General features: G+C 75.0%; 12 protein-coding genes and 1 riboswitch. Of the genes, 4 read left to right on the forward strand and 8 right to left on the reverse strand.

The annotated features are described in order from the left end of the window. Positions 1-34: 34 nt before the first annotated feature. The 5 genes from V1634_RS30860 to V1634_RS30880 all read right to left on the reverse strand — a co-directional run bounded on the left by V1634_RS30860 (position 35) and on the right by V1634_RS30880 (position 5,252). Positions 35-277, reverse strand: a complete 243-nt coding sequence (locus V1634_RS30860) for a hypothetical protein (protein ID WP_331211244.1) — start codon at positions 275-277, stop codon at positions 35-37. Between the two features lie 106 nt (positions 278-383). Next, positions 384-1,349 (reverse strand): GNAT family N-acetyltransferase, encoded by a 966-nt coding sequence (locus tag V1634_RS30865; RefSeq protein ID WP_331211245.1) that lies wholly within the window; start codon positions 1,347-1,349, stop codon positions 384-386. Positions 1,350-1,419: 70 nt separating this feature from the next. Beyond that, positions 1,420-4,080, reverse strand: a complete 2,661-nt coding sequence (locus V1634_RS30870) for a S8 family serine peptidase (protein ID WP_331211246.1) — start codon at positions 4,078-4,080, stop codon at positions 1,420-1,422. A 79-nt stretch (positions 4,081-4,159) separates the two neighbouring features. Continuing rightward, complete coding sequence (locus V1634_RS30875; protein ID WP_331211247.1) at positions 4,160-4,510, reverse strand: winged helix-turn-helix domain-containing protein; 351 nt, start codon at positions 4,508-4,510, stop codon at positions 4,160-4,162. Continuing rightward, positions 4,503-5,252, reverse strand: coding sequence for a hypothetical protein (locus V1634_RS30880; RefSeq protein WP_331211248.1), 750 nt, complete (start codon positions 5,250-5,252; stop codon positions 4,503-4,505). Before V1634_RS30880 ends, V1634_RS30875 begins: the two co-directional genes overlap by 8 nt. A gap of 138 nt (positions 5,253-5,390) precedes the next feature. Between V1634_RS30880 and V1634_RS30885 the strand changes: the two genes are divergently transcribed. Beyond that, a complete protein-coding gene (locus tag V1634_RS30885) occupies positions 5,391-7,214 on the forward strand; it encodes a glycerol-3-phosphate dehydrogenase/oxidase (RefSeq protein ID WP_331211249.1) in 1,824 nt (607 codons plus the stop codon). A 69-nt stretch (positions 7,215-7,283) separates the two neighbouring features. Here the strand turns inward: V1634_RS30885 and V1634_RS30890 are convergent, their stop codons facing one another. Then, positions 7,284-8,678, reverse strand: coding sequence for an FAD-binding oxidoreductase (locus V1634_RS30890; protein ID WP_331211250.1), 1,395 nt, complete (start codon positions 8,676-8,678; stop codon positions 7,284-7,286). Positions 8,679-8,853: 175 nt separating this feature from the next. On the opposite strand from V1634_RS30890, the gene V1634_RS30895 reads away from it, so the two are divergent. After that, complete coding sequence (locus tag V1634_RS30895; protein ID WP_331211251.1) at positions 8,854-10,086, forward strand: FUSC family protein; 1,233 nt, start codon at positions 8,854-8,856, stop codon at positions 10,084-10,086. 74 nt (positions 10,087-10,160) lie between these two features. Here the strand turns inward: V1634_RS30895 and V1634_RS30900 are convergent, their stop codons facing one another. Beyond that, entirely contained in the window at positions 10,161-11,441 is a 1,281-nt protein-coding gene (locus V1634_RS30900; RefSeq protein WP_331211252.1) for an aminotransferase class V-fold PLP-dependent enzyme, read from the reverse strand. 46 nt (positions 11,442-11,487) lie between these two features. After that, positions 11,488-11,608, reverse strand: a riboswitch (SAM riboswitch). 66 nt (positions 11,609-11,674) lie between these two features. Here V1634_RS30900 and V1634_RS30905 point away from each other — a divergent pair. Next, a complete protein-coding gene (locus tag V1634_RS30905; RefSeq protein WP_331211253.1) occupies positions 11,675-13,213 on the forward strand; it encodes a PrsW family intramembrane metalloprotease in 1,539 nt (512 codons plus the stop codon). Positions 13,214-13,248: 35 nt separating this feature from the next. On the opposite strand, the gene V1634_RS30910 is transcribed toward V1634_RS30905, so the two are convergent. Further along, positions 13,249-13,587 (reverse strand): GroES family chaperonin, encoded by a 339-nt coding sequence (locus V1634_RS30910; protein WP_101369320.1) that lies wholly within the window; start codon positions 13,585-13,587, stop codon positions 13,249-13,251. 123 nt (positions 13,588-13,710) lie between these two features. Here V1634_RS30910 and V1634_RS30915 point away from each other — a divergent pair, with 123 nt between their 5' ends. Beyond that, entirely contained in the window at positions 13,711-14,988 is a 1,278-nt protein-coding gene (locus V1634_RS30915; RefSeq protein ID WP_407951880.1) for an AI-2E family transporter, read from the forward strand. Positions 14,989-15,008 lie beyond the last annotated feature (20 nt).

The following is a 15,008-nucleotide window of genomic DNA, read 5'->3' on the forward strand; positions in this document are numbered from 1 at the left end:
GGGGGGGGGCCCGGGTCCGCGCCCCGCCCCTTCGTCATGTCGGCATCCGCCGCTGGTTGCGTCGCTTCTCCGCCTGGCTGAACGGCTCCCGGACCGAGATCGGCGCGTCCACCGGCGCCACAGCCTCCTCGGGCGCGGAACTCCCGGCCCCGGCCATCTCCGCCCGCTGGTCGGCATCCCCGTAGTCCAACCGGGCCGCCGGACCGGGCGTGGAGAGATCCGCCGTCGGGGCCCAGGCGACCGAGAGATCGTCAACCGGTTCGTCGTCTTCTGCCATGCTTCCTCCTCCAGGAAACGGTAGGAGGCCCGGGCCGGTCACACGGGCAAATGGCACGGTGTCGATGCGCACCGCTGCCGGAGCCGCCCGCCCCGGCGGCCGCCCGCTAGAGCTGCTTGCCGTAGAGGAAGAAGACGCGCTCGATCCGCGCCCCGGCGCTGCCCGCGTAGAACGGCACCGGGCCGACCCAGCCGATCTCGGCCCGCAGGTGTCCGGCCGCCCGCTGGTCACGCAGGCAGCGGCGCAGCAGTACGCCGCCGATTCCCAGGCCCTGGGCGGCCGGCGCGGTACCCATCGGCCCGAACCAGCTCGGCCGGGACGAGCCGTACGCGGCGAAGCCGAGCAGTTCCGGTGCGCCGCTCCCGGCCGGCGTACGGACCGCGAGGTGGCAGCCGGCGCCCGATCGACCGATCGAGTGCAGCAGTTCGAGGTCCCAACTGCCGCCGAAGGTCGACAGGGCGAACCCGGTCAGCATCTCCAGGTCGGCCGGCTCGGCCCGACGGACCGTGACGCCCTGCTCCGCCAGCCGTCGCTCGGCCGCCTCGGTGGAGCGCAGCGCCGGAGAGGAGTCGGTGGAGAGGTCGGCGGTCATGTTCCAGGCGGTGCCCTCCGGGCTGTAGTCGAGCGCCAGCACGGTGCAGATCGCCGGGGTGTACCGGACGTCGATGCCGGGCCAGACGTAGTGCGGCGGGTTTCCGGCGACGCGTACCCGAGACGCCCCGAGCCCGCCGAGCGCCTGCTCCAGCCGCCTCACCAGGGCGCGGCCGATGCCCTGTCGCCGCCGGTCGGGGCGCACCGCGACCAGGTCGAGGTGGCCGGCGGTCGGGTCCGGACCCCGGTCCGCCATCGAGCCGAGCGCGACCCCGGCGAGCGCGCCGTCCTGCCAGGCGGCCACCCCGACGGTACGGCGTGGCCCGGCCGCACCCGGCAGCGGCGAGTCGTCCCGGAGCCGGGCCACGATCTCGGCAGCCTCGGCCGAGTCGTCGGGCAGGTCCAGTGCCGCCCGGCAGAGTTCCACCACGGCGGGTAGCTGGTCGTCGGTCAACTCGGTGAGGGACGGCTCGGCGCTCATGGTCGGCGACCCTAACCGAGCCCGGCCGACCCGACACGGCCCGGTCCGGCGCCGGCCGGGCCGGGGGCGGCTACCGCCCGGTCCGGCCGAGTTCCCGGGCGGCCTCGACCGCCGCGTACGCGTCGACCAGTCCGGCGCCGGTGAGGTGGCGTTCCGCGCCGCACGTGTCGGTGTTCAGTCCCGACGGGTCGGTCGGGTCGGCCGGGCCGGCGGTGTCGACCAGGATGCGTCGGGTCGCCTCCAGGTCACCGACCAGCGCCGGGTTGGCCGACCAGATCAGCGCGACCACCCCGGCCAGGTGCGGTGCCGCCATCGAGGTGCCGCTGAGCGGGCCGTACCCGCCGCCGGGCAGCGCCGACAGCACGTCGGCGCCGGGCGCGACCAGGTCCGGTTTGCTCACCCCGCCCGGCGCCGGGCCACGGCTGGAGAAGGAGGTGACCCGGCGCTGCCGGTCCACCGCACCGACGGTGAAGACGTCCGGGTACGGGGCGGGCGGGTCGTCGACCGACCCGCAGAACGGGCCGGTGTTGCCGGCGGCGGCGACGAAGAAGATCCCGGCCGCCGCCAGCGCCGAGGTGGCCGGCTGGAGGGTCTCCCGGGCGCAGCCCTCGACCTCCGGGCAGCCCCACGAGTTGCTGAGCACCTGGGGTGCCCGGTCCGGGCGCCCCTGGCTGAACGGGTCGGCACCCGGCGGGAACGGTGCCAGCATGAACTGGAGACAGTCGAGGTAGTGCGCCGGGTTCCCCAGGTTCCGGTCCAGGTTCACGCAGCCGACCCACTGCGCACCGGGCGCCACCCCGACCCGCTCGTCGCCGACGGCGGTAGCCAGGGTGTGCGTACCGTGGCCGCCCAGGTCGGTGGGGGAGCGGGAGCCGTTCCACGGGTCGTGCCAGGAGTCGTCGCCGCCCCGGAAACCGGCGGAGAGTGCCGGGTGCCGGCCGTCCACGCCGGAGTCCGAACTGCCCACCACGATGCCGGAGCCGTCCACGCCGAGCTGCGACCAGACCCGGTCCGCGCCGATCAGGCCGAGGTTCCAGCTCGGTACGGTCGGTGCCGGCTCGTCGCCACGTCTCGGTGAACCGCCGGCCGGCAGCGGGCGCAACCGCTGGCTGACCAGTACCCGGTCGACGTCTCCGCGCCGGGCCAGCCAGGCCCGTACCGCCGCGCCGCCCTGCACCTCGATCCCGTTGACCAGGTAGTACGGGGTGTGCTCCAGGTGCAGCCGGTCCAGTTCCCGGCGCAGGTCCGCCTGGGAGCGTTCGGCGGTCTCGACCAGTCTCCGGTACACCTCCCGGCCCCGGGCCTGCCGACCGGCCGGACCGGTCTGCGCCGCCACCCCGGTCAGGTCCGCCTGCTCCCGGAGTACCACGAAGAGCCGTTCGCCGTGCCAGCCCGGGGAGCCGAGCCCGACGTACACCGCGCCGGTGGCGAGCAGCAGGACTCCGGCCACGGCCGCGGCGACCGGGCGGCGCGGTACGGGTGCGGCGGTGCGACCGAGGCCGACCCCGTACCCGATGCCGAGCAGCACCGCGACGGCGAGCGAGCCGGTGGCGGCGACGGCGGCCCAGAACGGCACGTCCCGGGCACCGGAGAGCAGCAGCGTGATCTCCTCCGGGTCGACCAGGGTCAGCGGCCCGGCGACGGCGATGCCGACCAGCCAACCGACCGGGGCGGAGCCGACCGGCCGTAGTCCCGATTCCGTCGCCCCGGCCGCTGGCCGGGCCCGGGAGGTCACCCGCAGGGCGGCGAGCGCGAAGCCGGCCGGTGGGAGCAGGAGCAGCGCCCCGAGTTGCGCCCCGGACTGGCCGATCCCGCCCGCGAGCAGCGCCAGCGTCACCCCGGCCACCAGCCCGCCGACCAGGACCAGTCGGGCCCCGCCCACCGGGCGTTCCGTCGCCGGGCCGCCGCCGTGACCCGTCGCCGGGCGCTCATAACCGGCCCAGAACCCTCCATCGAGGACGGTGGCGGCCAGCCAGCCCAGCGCGGCCGAGGCGAGCAGCCCGCAGAGCGTCTCCACCACGCCACCGAGGGCGCCGAGCCAGACCCAGGGCAGCAGCAGGGCGAGTCCGCCGGCCACGGCCAGGCCGGTCGCGGCCGGCTCGGCCCGGACCTGCCCCGGCCGGCCGGGTGACCGCCGAGACGCGCCGCCGAGACGCCGGATCAGCAGGGCGCCCACTCCGGCCGTCCCGGCCAGCCCGCCGAGGTAGACCTCCGGCAGGGTGGGCGGTACCGCCCGGAGCAGTCCCAGCCCGCCGAGGGCGATCGCGCCGAGCAGCCAGGCCCGGCCGGCGGCCCGGACGGCCGGGGAGCGGGGCAGCGCGGCGAGCAGGCCGGCGGGTACCCCGACGAGCAGCGCGGTGACGACACCGGTCACCGGCCAGAGCCAGTCCTGCCGGTCCAGGCCGGCGACGAGCAGGACCTGTTCGAGGAGCCAGCCGACGGTCTGGCCGCCGACGGTCGCGCCGACCGCCCCGACCCCGACCAGCGCGGCGGCGACCACCGGCCAGGCCCCGCCGCCGGCCGCCGGCACCGGCCGGACCGGCGGTGCCGGCCATCCCGGGTACGGCCCGCCGGGCCAGGGCTGCTGCGGTGCCGTCGACCAGGGCTGCTGCGCTGACGCCGGCCAGGGCTGCTGCGCTGCCGGCGGTGCCGACCGGCCCGGAACCGGCGGGGGTGGGGGCGGTGGCAGCGGGGAGGGTTCGTCGGGCGGCGGTGGCGGACCATCCTGCATCACCGAACAGTACGGCCCGGCCCTGCCCAGCGCCGACCTGCCGTACGGCCGTGATCAGCCGTCTGCCGTACGGCCGCGATCAGCCGTCCGCCTCCGGCTCGGCGGTGGCGTTGCGCAGCCGGCTGACCAACTGCTCCAGCGCGGCGACCTCGGCGCGCAGCGCGGCCCGGCCCTGGCGGGTGAGTCGCAGCCAGGTGCAGGGCCGGCGTCCCTCGTACCCCTTGACCACCCGGAGCAGTTCGGCCTGTTCGAGGATGCGCAGGTGCCGGTTGAGGTTGCCGTCGGTCAACCCCAGCTCGTCCCGGAGGGTGGCGAACTTGCACTCCCGGGTCTCGCTGAGCACGGTGAGGATGCCGAGGCGGACCCGCTGGTGGACGGTGTCGTCCAGGGCCAGTGCCGGATGGGCCGGGGTCGGCCGCTCGTCAGGCATCGCGGACGCGTCTGGCCCGGGCCGCGCGTACGGCGGCGAAGACGAGGAGCGGCAGTGCCATCAGCACAAGGTAGTGCCCGGGCCGGAGGGCGAGCTGGCCGCCGAGTGAACCGGACTCGCCGCCGAGGATGTCGGTAGCCCAGGGCGGCAGGTAGCCCAGCGGGTAGGTGCCGCACAGCCAGGCGGTGAGCAGGGCGATCCAGATCCCGGCGGCGGTGAGACCCGCACTGCGCTCGGCCCGGGCGAGCGCCAGTACGGCCACCGCGACCGGCAGCAGCGGGGTCAGCAGGCCCGGCCAGAACCAGGCGGGTGCGGGGGCGAGGGCGGTGGACCGGACCTCCGTCCCGGGTACCGCCGCGAGGACCGCGAGCAACAGCAGCACTCCGAGACCGGCGCCGACGAAGAGCGGCCAGGAGACCCGCAGTCCGAGCCGGCGCGCCCGCAGGGTGTACCAGGCGGCTGTCGTGGCGAACAGCAGCGGGGTGCCGACGAACCAGAAGGCGTAGGACAGGACCGGGTGTCGCTGCTCGTCCGGGAGGCCGGCCCAGTATGGATGGTCGATGCTGAGCGCGACCGGTTGGCCGAAGGGCGTCCGGTAGAGGGCGATGCTGGCCAGCAGCAGCACGGCGACGGCGAGTGCCGGCAGCCAGGCGCCGCCGTGGGTCCGGGTGCGGGTGCGGCTGCGCAGCCGGTCCAGCTCGGCCAGGATCTCGGCGGGCCGTTCCTCGTCGGTGGAACTCATCGTCGCCCCCTCAACTTTGCATCAGCACTGAACTCTGCAATGCAAAGTCTAGAGGCCCTGTCAATGCTCCGCGCCGGCTCCGCTGGAAGTGACACCCGCCGAGGCCCGCTCCGGCACCGGTACGGCTACCGTGGACGGGTGCGTGACCCCAGCCTTTCCCGGAACACGGCCAGCCGGCTCTCCCCGTCCCGTCGCGCCGCGGACCTACGACGGCTGCGGAGCGAGCGCTTCGACGTACTCGTCATCGGTGGTGGGGTGACCGGCGCGGGCGCCGCACTCGACGCCGCCTCCCGAGGGCTCAAGGTGGCCCTGGTCGAGGCCCGCGACTTCGCCGCCGGCACCTCCAGCCGGTCCAGCAAGCTGATCCACGGCGGGCTGCGCTACCTGGAGCAACTGGAGTTCCACCTGGTCCACGAGGCGCTGACCGAACGGGGCCTGCTCGCCACCCGGCTCGCACCGCACCTGGTGCGCCCGGTGCCGATCCTGGTGCCGCTGCCGCCCGGCAGCGGTCCGGCCGGACTCGCCGGCCGGGCCTGGCGACGCTCCTACTACGGCACCGGGGTCGCCGCCTACGACGCCTTCGCCGGGATCTTCGGCGGCGGGCGGGGCATGCCGCTGCACCGGCACCTCACCCGGGAGGGAGCCCGGCGCACCTTCCCCAGCCTCCGCGCCGACGCGATCTCCGGGGCGATCCGCTACTACGACGGGCAGGTCGACGACGCCCGCCTGGTGGTCACCCTGGCCCGCACCGCGGCCAGCCTCGGCGCGGCGACGGTGAGCAGCGCCCGCGTCGTCGGCCTGCTCCGGCAGGCCCGCGAGGTGACCGGGGTGCGGGTCCGGGACATGGAGGCGCCGCCCGGCTCCCCGGACGCCGAGTTCGAGGTACGCGCCCGCACCGTCATCGCGGCCACCGGGGTGTGGAGCGACGACATGTCCGAACTCCTCGGCGACGTCGGGGTGCGGCGCGGCCTGCGGGTACGGGCCTCCAAGGGAGTACACCTGGTGGTGCCCCGTTCGGCGATCACCGGCGACGCCGGGCTGATCCTGCGTACCCCGACCTCGGTGCTCTTCGTGATCCCGTGGGGCGGGCACTGGATCATCGGCACCACCGACACCGACTGGCGGCTCGACCGGGCCCACCCGGCGGCCTCGGCCCGGGACATCGACTATCTGCTCGACCAGGTCAACACCGTGCTGGACCGGCCGCTGACCACCGCCGACATCGAGGGCGTCTACGCCGGGCTGCGCCCGCTGCTCAGTGGCGAGGCGGACTCGACCTCGAAGCTCTCCCGCGAGCACGCCGTCTACGAGCCGATGCTCGGGCTGCTGCTGGTGGCCGGCGGGAAATACACGACGTACCGGGTGATGGCCGCCGACGTGGTCGACCGGGCCGCCCGCCGGCTCGGCGGGGTACGCGCCTCACGCACCGCCGACCTGCCGCTGGTCGGCGCCGACGGCTACGCCGCGCTGTGGCGGGACCGGGCCGACCTGGCCCGCCGGCACGGGGTGCAGGCCGGGGTGGTCGAACACCTGCTGGAGCGGTACGGCAACCTCACCACCCACCTGCTGGACATGGTCGACGCCGAGCCGCTGCTCGGCTCCCCGCTGGCCGGGGCACCCGAGTACCTCGCCGCCGAGGTGGCGTACGCCGCCCGGGCCGAGGGGGCGCTGCACCTCGACGACGTGCTGACCCGGCGTACCCGGATCTCCTTCGAGACCGCGCACCGGGGCACCGAGTCGGCCGAACACACCGCCGAGATCATGGGTCGGGTGCTCGGCTGGGACGCCCCGGTCCGGGCCCGCGAGGTCGAGCACTACCTGGCCCGGGTGCAGGCGGAACGGCAGTCCCAGCGGATGCCGGACGACGCCACCGCCGACGCGGCCCGGGTCGGGGCGCCCGACGTACGCGGTTTCGCCGCCGACCGGGGTGCCGGCCGGGACGGGGCGGAACTGCCCGGCTGAGGCGCGCCGGACCCCGTTCAGCCCGCGCCGTCAGCGCACCTCGCCCGGACCCGGCTCAGCCCCGCCCCGTCAGAGCACCTTGCCGGGGTTGAGCAGCCCGGTCGGGTCGAGTGCGTCCTTGATGGCCCGGTGCACCCGCAGGCCCACCGGCCCGATCTCCCGGGCCAGCCAGTCCCGCTTGAGCAGGCCGACGCCGTGCTCGCCGGTGCAGGTGCCGCCGAGCGAGAGACCCAGCTCCATGATCGCGTCGAAGGCGCGCCGGCCCCGCTCCAGGTTCGCCGGGTCGGCCCGGTCGACCACGATGTTCGGATGCATGTTGCCGTCCCCGGCGTGCCCGACCACGCCGATCGGCACGTCGTGCTCGGCGGAGATCCGGGCCACCCCGTCGAGCAGCGCCGCGAGCGCGTCCCGGGGTACCGCCACGTCGTCGATGACCAGCCCGCCGATGCCGTCCGGATAGGTGGCGGCGGCGAACCGCTCCATCGCCGGGTGGGCCAGCCGACGGGCCTGGAGCAGCGCCGCCGCCTCCTCCGCGTCGGTGGCCGCGAAGACCTCGTCGGCGCCGCTCGCCGTGCAGACCTCGGCGAGCTTGGCGAGGTCTGCGGCGGCCCGGGTGCCGGTGTCGGCGGCGGCGAGCAGCAGCGCCTCGGCGTCGGTGCGCAACCCCATCGGCCGGTACGCCTCGATCGCGCCCAGATGGGTGCGGTCGAGCAGTTCCAGCAGGCTCGGGCTGAGCCCCCGGGCGGAGATCTCCGCGACCGCCCGGCCGGCGGCGGTGGTGGAGGGGAAGACCGCGACCAGGGTCAGCGACTCCTCGGCGGCCGGCCGGAGCGAGACGGTCACCTCGGTGATCACTCCGAGGGTGCCCTCCGAGCCGACGAAGAGCCGGGTCAGGTCGTATCCGGCGACCCCCTTGGCGGTACGCCGTCCGGTGCGCAGCACCTCACCGTCGGCGAGCACCACCTCCAGACCGAGGACGTACTCCGTCGTCACGCCGTACTTGACGCAGCACATTCCGCCCGCGTTCGTCGCCACGTTGCCGCCGATGGTGGAGGACTCCCACGAGCCGGGGTCGGGCGGATAGCGCAGGCCGTGCTTGGCGACGGCGGCGGCCAGCATGGCGTTGACCACGCCCGGCTGGACCACCGCGATCCGGTTCACCGGGTCGACCTCGCGGATCTCGTCCATCGACACCGTGGAGAGCAGCACCGCCCCGTCGACCGCGTTGGCGGCTCCGGCGAGCCCGGTCCGGGCCCCCTGCGGCACCACCGGTACCCCGTGCGCGGCGGCGGTGCGGACCACCGCGACCACCTCCTCGGTGGTCCGGGGCCGGACCAGCACGGCCGGTGTTCCGGCCACGCAGAGGTCGGCCTCGTCGCGCTGGTGGCTGCGGAGCAGGTCGGGGTCGGTGAGCACGGCGGAGTCGCCGAGCGCCGCCCGCAGGTCGTCGAGAAGATCCGGCATGCCTGGCAGGCTAGTCGCCCGACGAGTACGTCGACCACGGTCGTTTCCGACCGTCGGGGAACACCTCGGACAACCCGGTCGACGCTCACTGGCGCCGCCCGGACGGGTTCGACCGGTTCGTCAGCGGGTAGTCCCCGCCATGCGCTCCGTCCGGGCCACCGTGGCCAAAACGCCCGTGGACCTCGATCGGGAGCGGATCGCCAACCTGGCGAAGGAGTTCCGGCAGCGGTCCCGGGCCACCGTGCGGGACCGCTGGCACGCCGTACGCTTCAACCTGGTGCTGGCGCTCCAGGCGGGGGTGGCGGCCGCGCTGGCCTGGGTCGGCTCGCACGAGTTCCTGGGCAACCCGTCGCCGGTCTTCGCACCGATCTCCGCGATCGGTACCCTCGCCTCCTCCGTCGGCCAGCGGCTCCGCCGGACGGTCGAGTTGATCATTGGCGTGGCGGTCGGCATCGGCATCGGCGACGCCCTGGTCTTCTCCGCCGGCGCCGGACCCTGGCAGCTCGGCGTGATCGTCTTCCTGGCGATCGTGGTCACCATCTTCCTCGGCGGTGGTCCGGCGGTGGTGACCCAGGCGGCGGCGACCGCGGTGCTGATCGTGACCGTCGAATCGCCGCTGCGGGGCACCATCGAGTTCCCCCGGGTCATCGACGCGCTGATCGGCGGGGCCGCCGGGCTCGTGGTGATCGCACTGGTGCTGCCGTTGAACCCGTTGCGCGTGGTGGACCGGGCGGCCCGGCCGGCCCTGGGCCGGCTCGCCGAGGAACTCTCCGAGACCGGGGAGGCGCTCAAGGTCCGGGATCCGGGCCGGGCAGAGGCCGCGCTGGACCGGCTCCGCGAGGTGGAGAGGCACCTGCAGGGCTTCGAGGAGGCGTTGGAGGGCGGCCGGGAGACCGCGATCCTGGCACCGGTGCGCTGGCACCGCCGGGGAGCGCTGACCCAGTACGTGGAGAGTTCCGAGTACATCGAGCACGCCGTGCACAACAGCGGGACCCTGATCCGGCGGGCGGTCACCGCGCTGGAGGACGAGGAGCCGATCCCGGAGGAGATGTCGAACGCGGTCACCATGCTCGCCGAGGCGGTACGGCTGCTGCGCCGGGACCTCGGGCACGGCGTACGCCCGGAGGCCGCCCGGGAGCAGGCGTTGCAGGCGATCGGCAAGGCCGGTCGGGCGTACGCCGAGGGGGTCGGGTTCTCCGGCAGCGTGGTGATCGCACAGGTGCGTACCACCGGCAGTGACCTGCTCCGGGCCACCGGCATCGAACGGCTGGAGGCGAACCAGCTCGTACGCCGGGCGGCGGGCGGGCACGCCGGAGAGGCAGCCGCGGAGGCCGCCCGGCAGCCCGACATGCCGCCGTCGGACCGACGCTCCGGTGGCCCCTCGTTCGGGATGGGCCCGGCACGTTGACCGTGGCGCCGCCACTCCGCCCGGCAGCGCGCCCGCACCGGGCGCGGACCACCGGGTGCCGGGCGCGGCGCAGGTCAGCGGGGGGCCGCCAGGGCGGTGAGCAGCCGGTCGACGTGCCCGGCGGTGCTGCCCAGCCCGATGCTCGCGCGCAGCGCGGTCGGCGGCAGGTCCGGCCGCCCGCTCCGGGCGGCCGCCTCGGCGAGCAGCCGCCGGGCCAGCGGGTGCGCACAGAAGAGCCCGTCCCGCAGCCCGAGCTGCCAGCGCTGGGCGAGGTCGGCCGCGACCGCCGCCGAGTCCCGGCCGGCGACCACGAACGAGACGATGCCGACCCGGGGCGCGGCCGCGTCGAAGGTACGCAGTTCGACCACCTCCGGCAGGGCGGCGAGCCCGGACCGCAGCCGGGCGAGCAGGGCCTGCTCGTGCGCGTACAGCGCGCTGCGGTCCGCCCCGGCCAGGGCAGCGCAGACCGCGGCCAGCGCCACCGCGCCGAGCAGGTTGGGCGTGCCCGCCTCGTGCCGGGCGGGCCCCTCGACCCAGCGCACGTCATGGGTGGCCGCCCCGACCCCGAGGGTCGCACCGCCACCGGCCAGGTACGGCGGGGCGGCGTCGAGCCAGTCCGCCCGTCCGGCCAGTACGCCGATTCCGAACGGCGCGTACAGCTTGTGTCCGGAAACGGCCACGTAGTCGACTGCCAGGGCGGCGATGTCCAGTTCGGCGTGCGGGGCGAGCTGGGCGGCGTCCAGCGCGATCCGGGCGCCGTGCCGGTGGGCGACCCGGGCCAGGTCGGCGACCGGCCAGCACTCGCCGGTGACGTTGCTGGCCCCGGTCACCGCGACCAGGATCGGTGCGCCGCCGCCGCTGCCCCGGCGCAGTTCCCGCAGTGCCGCGTCGACCGCTCGCACGGCGTCGGCGACCGAGCCGGGCACCGGCAACCGGACCGTACCGGTGGGCCAGGGCAGCAGGTTCGCGTGGTGCTCGGCGGCGAAGGTCACCACCCGGGTGCCGGGCGGCAGGGCCCGGGCCAGCAGGTTGAGCGCGTCGGTGGTGTTGCGGGTGAAGACGACGTGGTCGTCCGCGCGTGACCCTAGGAAGTCGCCGACCTGCTGCCGGGCCCGCTCGTACGCCAGGGTGCTGCGCCGGGAGAGCGCTCCGGCGCCCCGGTGCACGCTGCCGTACCAGGGCAGCAGCTCGGCCACGGCGTCGGCGGCGGCCTGCGCGCACGGTGCGGTGGCGGCGTAGTCGAGGTTGATCTGTCCCGGCACTCCGAGCACCCCGAGCGGCGCTGCCGGAGTCGACGTTGCCGGTGCGGTTACGCCGGTCGGCCGGGCGGGTGCGGAAACGACACTGGTGCTCATCGGGGATACCTCCGGTGGCCAGGGACCCCGGAGCGGGTGGGGACGGGGTCCGCGCTTGCCCGGTGCGGGCGCGCACCGAGCCCGGTCATCACCCGGGGCACCCCACCGCGAACCTCGACGAGGGTTGCCGGCCAGCAAGCCGGGGCTTGACGCTGGCGCTCGTGACCTGCCAGAGAGCATAACCGGCCCGGTTGTGGTCCGGCCGGGCTGGCCGGAGGAACTACGCTGATCACATGGCCGACACCCCGCCCGGTACGGCGGCGCCCCAGCCGCCGTCGCCGACCCCGCCGTGGCCGCCCGCCCCGTCGGGGCAGTTCCCGCCCCCCGCATTCGGCCTGCCGGAGGTGGCGGCGCCCGAGCGGCGCAGCCTGGCCCGGCTGTTGACGATGATCGGGGCGATAGCGCTGATCGTCGTCTGCGCGGTGCTGATGGCCTGGGAACTGGTGTCGCCGGCCGGGGTCACGCCGCCACTGATCGGGCTGGGCGCGGCGGCGCTGCCGGTGCCGGTACTGGTCGCCTGTTTCCTCTGGCTCGACCGGTACGACCCGGAGCCGGTCAAGTATCTCGCCTTCTGCCTCGGCTGGGGTGCGGCGGTCTCCACCTTCGCCGCGCTGCGCACCAACACCTTCGCGGCCGACACCCTCCAGCTCCCCCTCCCGGTGGTCGGGGTGCTGGTCGCGCCCTTCATCGAGGAGCTGACCAAGGCGCTCGGGCCGCTTCTGCTCCTGCTCTACCAGCGCCGCAAGTGGTCCGGGATCACCGACGGCATCGTCTACTGTGGTCTGTCGGCGGTCGGCTTCGCCATGGTCGAGAACATCCTCTACTTCGGCCTGCACGGCTACGCCGAGGGCGTCGACCAGTACGGCCCGGCCACCGGTGCGCAGAACGTCTTCGGGATCTTCATCCTGCGGGTACTGATCAGCGGCTTCGCCCACCCGCTCTTCACCTCGATGACCGGCATCGGGCTCGGCATCGCCGTCCGGTCGGCCAGCCGCCCGATCCGGATCCTCGCCCCGCTCGCCGGCCTGCTGCTGGCGATGATGCTGCACGGCGCCTGGAACCTGGCAGCGACCCTCACCCAGCTCTCCGGTGAGCCGCTGATCCTGCTCTACAGCTACCTCGGGCTGATGGTGCCGATCTTCCTGGGCGTGGTCGGCCTGGCCGTCTGGGTCCGGAGCTGGGAGGGCCGGCTCACCCAGCGCCGGCTCCCCGACTACGTCTCGACGGGCTGGCTCACCCCACCCGAACTGGCCGCGCTCGGCACCCTCGGCCGGCGGCACGCGGCCCGCCGCTGGGCCCGCCGGATCGCCGGTGAGGAGGGCGCCAAGGCGATGCGCGCGCTCCAGATCTCCGCGACCCGGCTCGCCCTGCTCCGGGACGGGCTGGTGCGTGGGCTGGAGCGCCGGCCGGCGCAGCTCGCCCGCAAGCTCGACGAGGAACGCCGGCTGCTCGACGCGATCCAGGCCGCCCGCAGGGTCTTCGTCGGCCGGGATCCGCAGGCACCGGCGGGAATCTGGGACGGATCCCGCTACCACCTGTCCTTCCCGGACGGCTCCCGCCGGACCCTGCCGGCGCCGGCCGAGCCGGTGGTACCGATCCCGGTGGTCCTGGTGGCGCCCCCGCGCCCACCGGCTCCGGTCTACCCCGCCCCCGGGTACGGCCCGTACGGCGGACCGCCGGCCTCGTACCCCGGAGCACCCGGCCCGTACGGCGGACCGCCCGCACCCGGCTCCGGGCCGGTCGGACCCTGGCCGGGGCCGTACCGGCGCTGACTCCGAGCGTCAGTGGCGGCGGGCGGCCGGGCGCGTCACAGGTAGAGGCCGGTGGAGTCGGTCTCTACCCGCTGGGCGGCGACGGCGTGCACGTCGCGTTCGCGCAGCAGCACGTACTCCCGGCCGTGCAGCTCGACCTCGGACCGGTCGTCGGGGTCGAAGAGCACCCGGTCGCCGGAGACGATGGAGCGCACGTTCGGACCGACACCCACCGCGGTCGCCCAGGCCAGCCGCCGGCCCATCGAGGCGGTCGCCGGGATGACGATGCCGGCGGTCGAGCGCCGCTCGCCCTCGCCGCCGTCCGCCCGGACCAGCACCCGGTCGTGCAGCAGGCGGATGGGCAGGCCGTTGTCGTTGGTTTCCTCGGCGGTCACGACCGGAACGGTACCGCGTGCCACCTCGGGCGGGTCGCCGGTGTCACCCCCCGCCGGCCGTCCGAGCCGGCCGGTCAGGGTGCGGCTACCGTAGGAAGGCCGGTTCCGCCGTGGGAGGTGCGCTTGCGCCGTTTCGAGCAGCTACGAGCAAGGATTCGTCGCGCGTACGCGTTCGGACGTTCGTCGGACCCGTCCGGCGGGCACACCGATCCGGCGGGGGTGAGTCCGGCCGCCACGCCCGAGGCGGCGCCCGTCCCGCCGCCGGTCGGGGGCGAACCGGCCAGGGAACTGCACCCGTCGACGTCGAGCCGGGACGACGCGGACGTACCGCACGCGCTGCGGATCGCCGCCGCCTGGTCGTGGCGGCTGATCGTCATCGGCCTGGTCGCCTGGGCACTGCTGCGGCTGGTCGGCGCGGTCCGGATCGTGATCATTCCGTTGGCGATCGCGCTGCTGCTCTCCGCCCTGCTGGCCCCGCTGGTCGGGCTGCTGCTCCGGGCCCGCTTCCCCCGCTCCCTGGCCACCGCGGTGGTGCTGGTCACCGGGCTGGCCGCGGTGGTCGGCACGCTCACCCTGGTGGTCAACGAGTTCATCCAGGGCGTACCGGACCTCAGCCGCAACGCCACCAGCGGTATCCGGCAGATCCAGGAGTGGCTGAAGACCGGGCCGCTGCACCTGTCGGACAACCAGCTCAACTCGTACATCGAGCAGGGCGAGCAGTGGATCAACGAAAACACCCAGTCGTTGACCAGCGGGGCGGTCTCCACCGCCGCGACCGTCGCCGAGCTGCTCACCGGGGCGCTGCTGGTGCTCTTCGCCACCTTCTTCTTCCTCCGGGACGGCGAGAAGATCTGGCGCTTCCTCGTCCGGCTGCTCCCGGTGGCCGCCCGGTGGCGGGTCGACGACGCCGGCCGGGCCTCCTGGGCGACGCTGGTCGCGTACGTCCGGGCGACCGTACTCGTCGCGTTCATCGACGCGGTCGGGATCGGCATCTTCCTGGTCATCTTCGACATCCCGTTCGCGTTCCCGCTGGCCGCGCTGGTCTTCCTCGGCGCGTTCATCCCGATCGTCGGCGCCACCCTCTCCGGCGCGGTGGCGGTGCTGGTCGCCCTGGTCGACAGCGGCTGGGTGACCGCGCTGATCATCCTCGGCGTGGTGATCGGGGTGCAGCAGGTCGAGGGACACATCCTGCAACCGCTGATCATGGGTCGGGCGGTGGCGATCCACCCGCTCGCGGTGATCGTCGGGATCGCCGCCGGTGTCGTGCTGGCCGGCATCGTCGGCGCCCTGGTCTCGGTACCGCTGATCGCGGTGCTCAACACCGCCGTCCGTCGACTGGCGCACCGCCGCCCGCCCGCGGTGCCCCCGGACGCCGTCGTGGTCGCCGCGAAGGCACCGTAACCGCCCCGGCGCGGAGCGGC

This window comes from Plantactinospora veratri (assembly GCF_036421995.1).
In the GTDB taxonomy this organism is placed as follows: domain Bacteria; phylum Actinomycetota; class Actinomycetes; order Mycobacteriales; family Micromonosporaceae; genus Plantactinospora; species Plantactinospora veratri.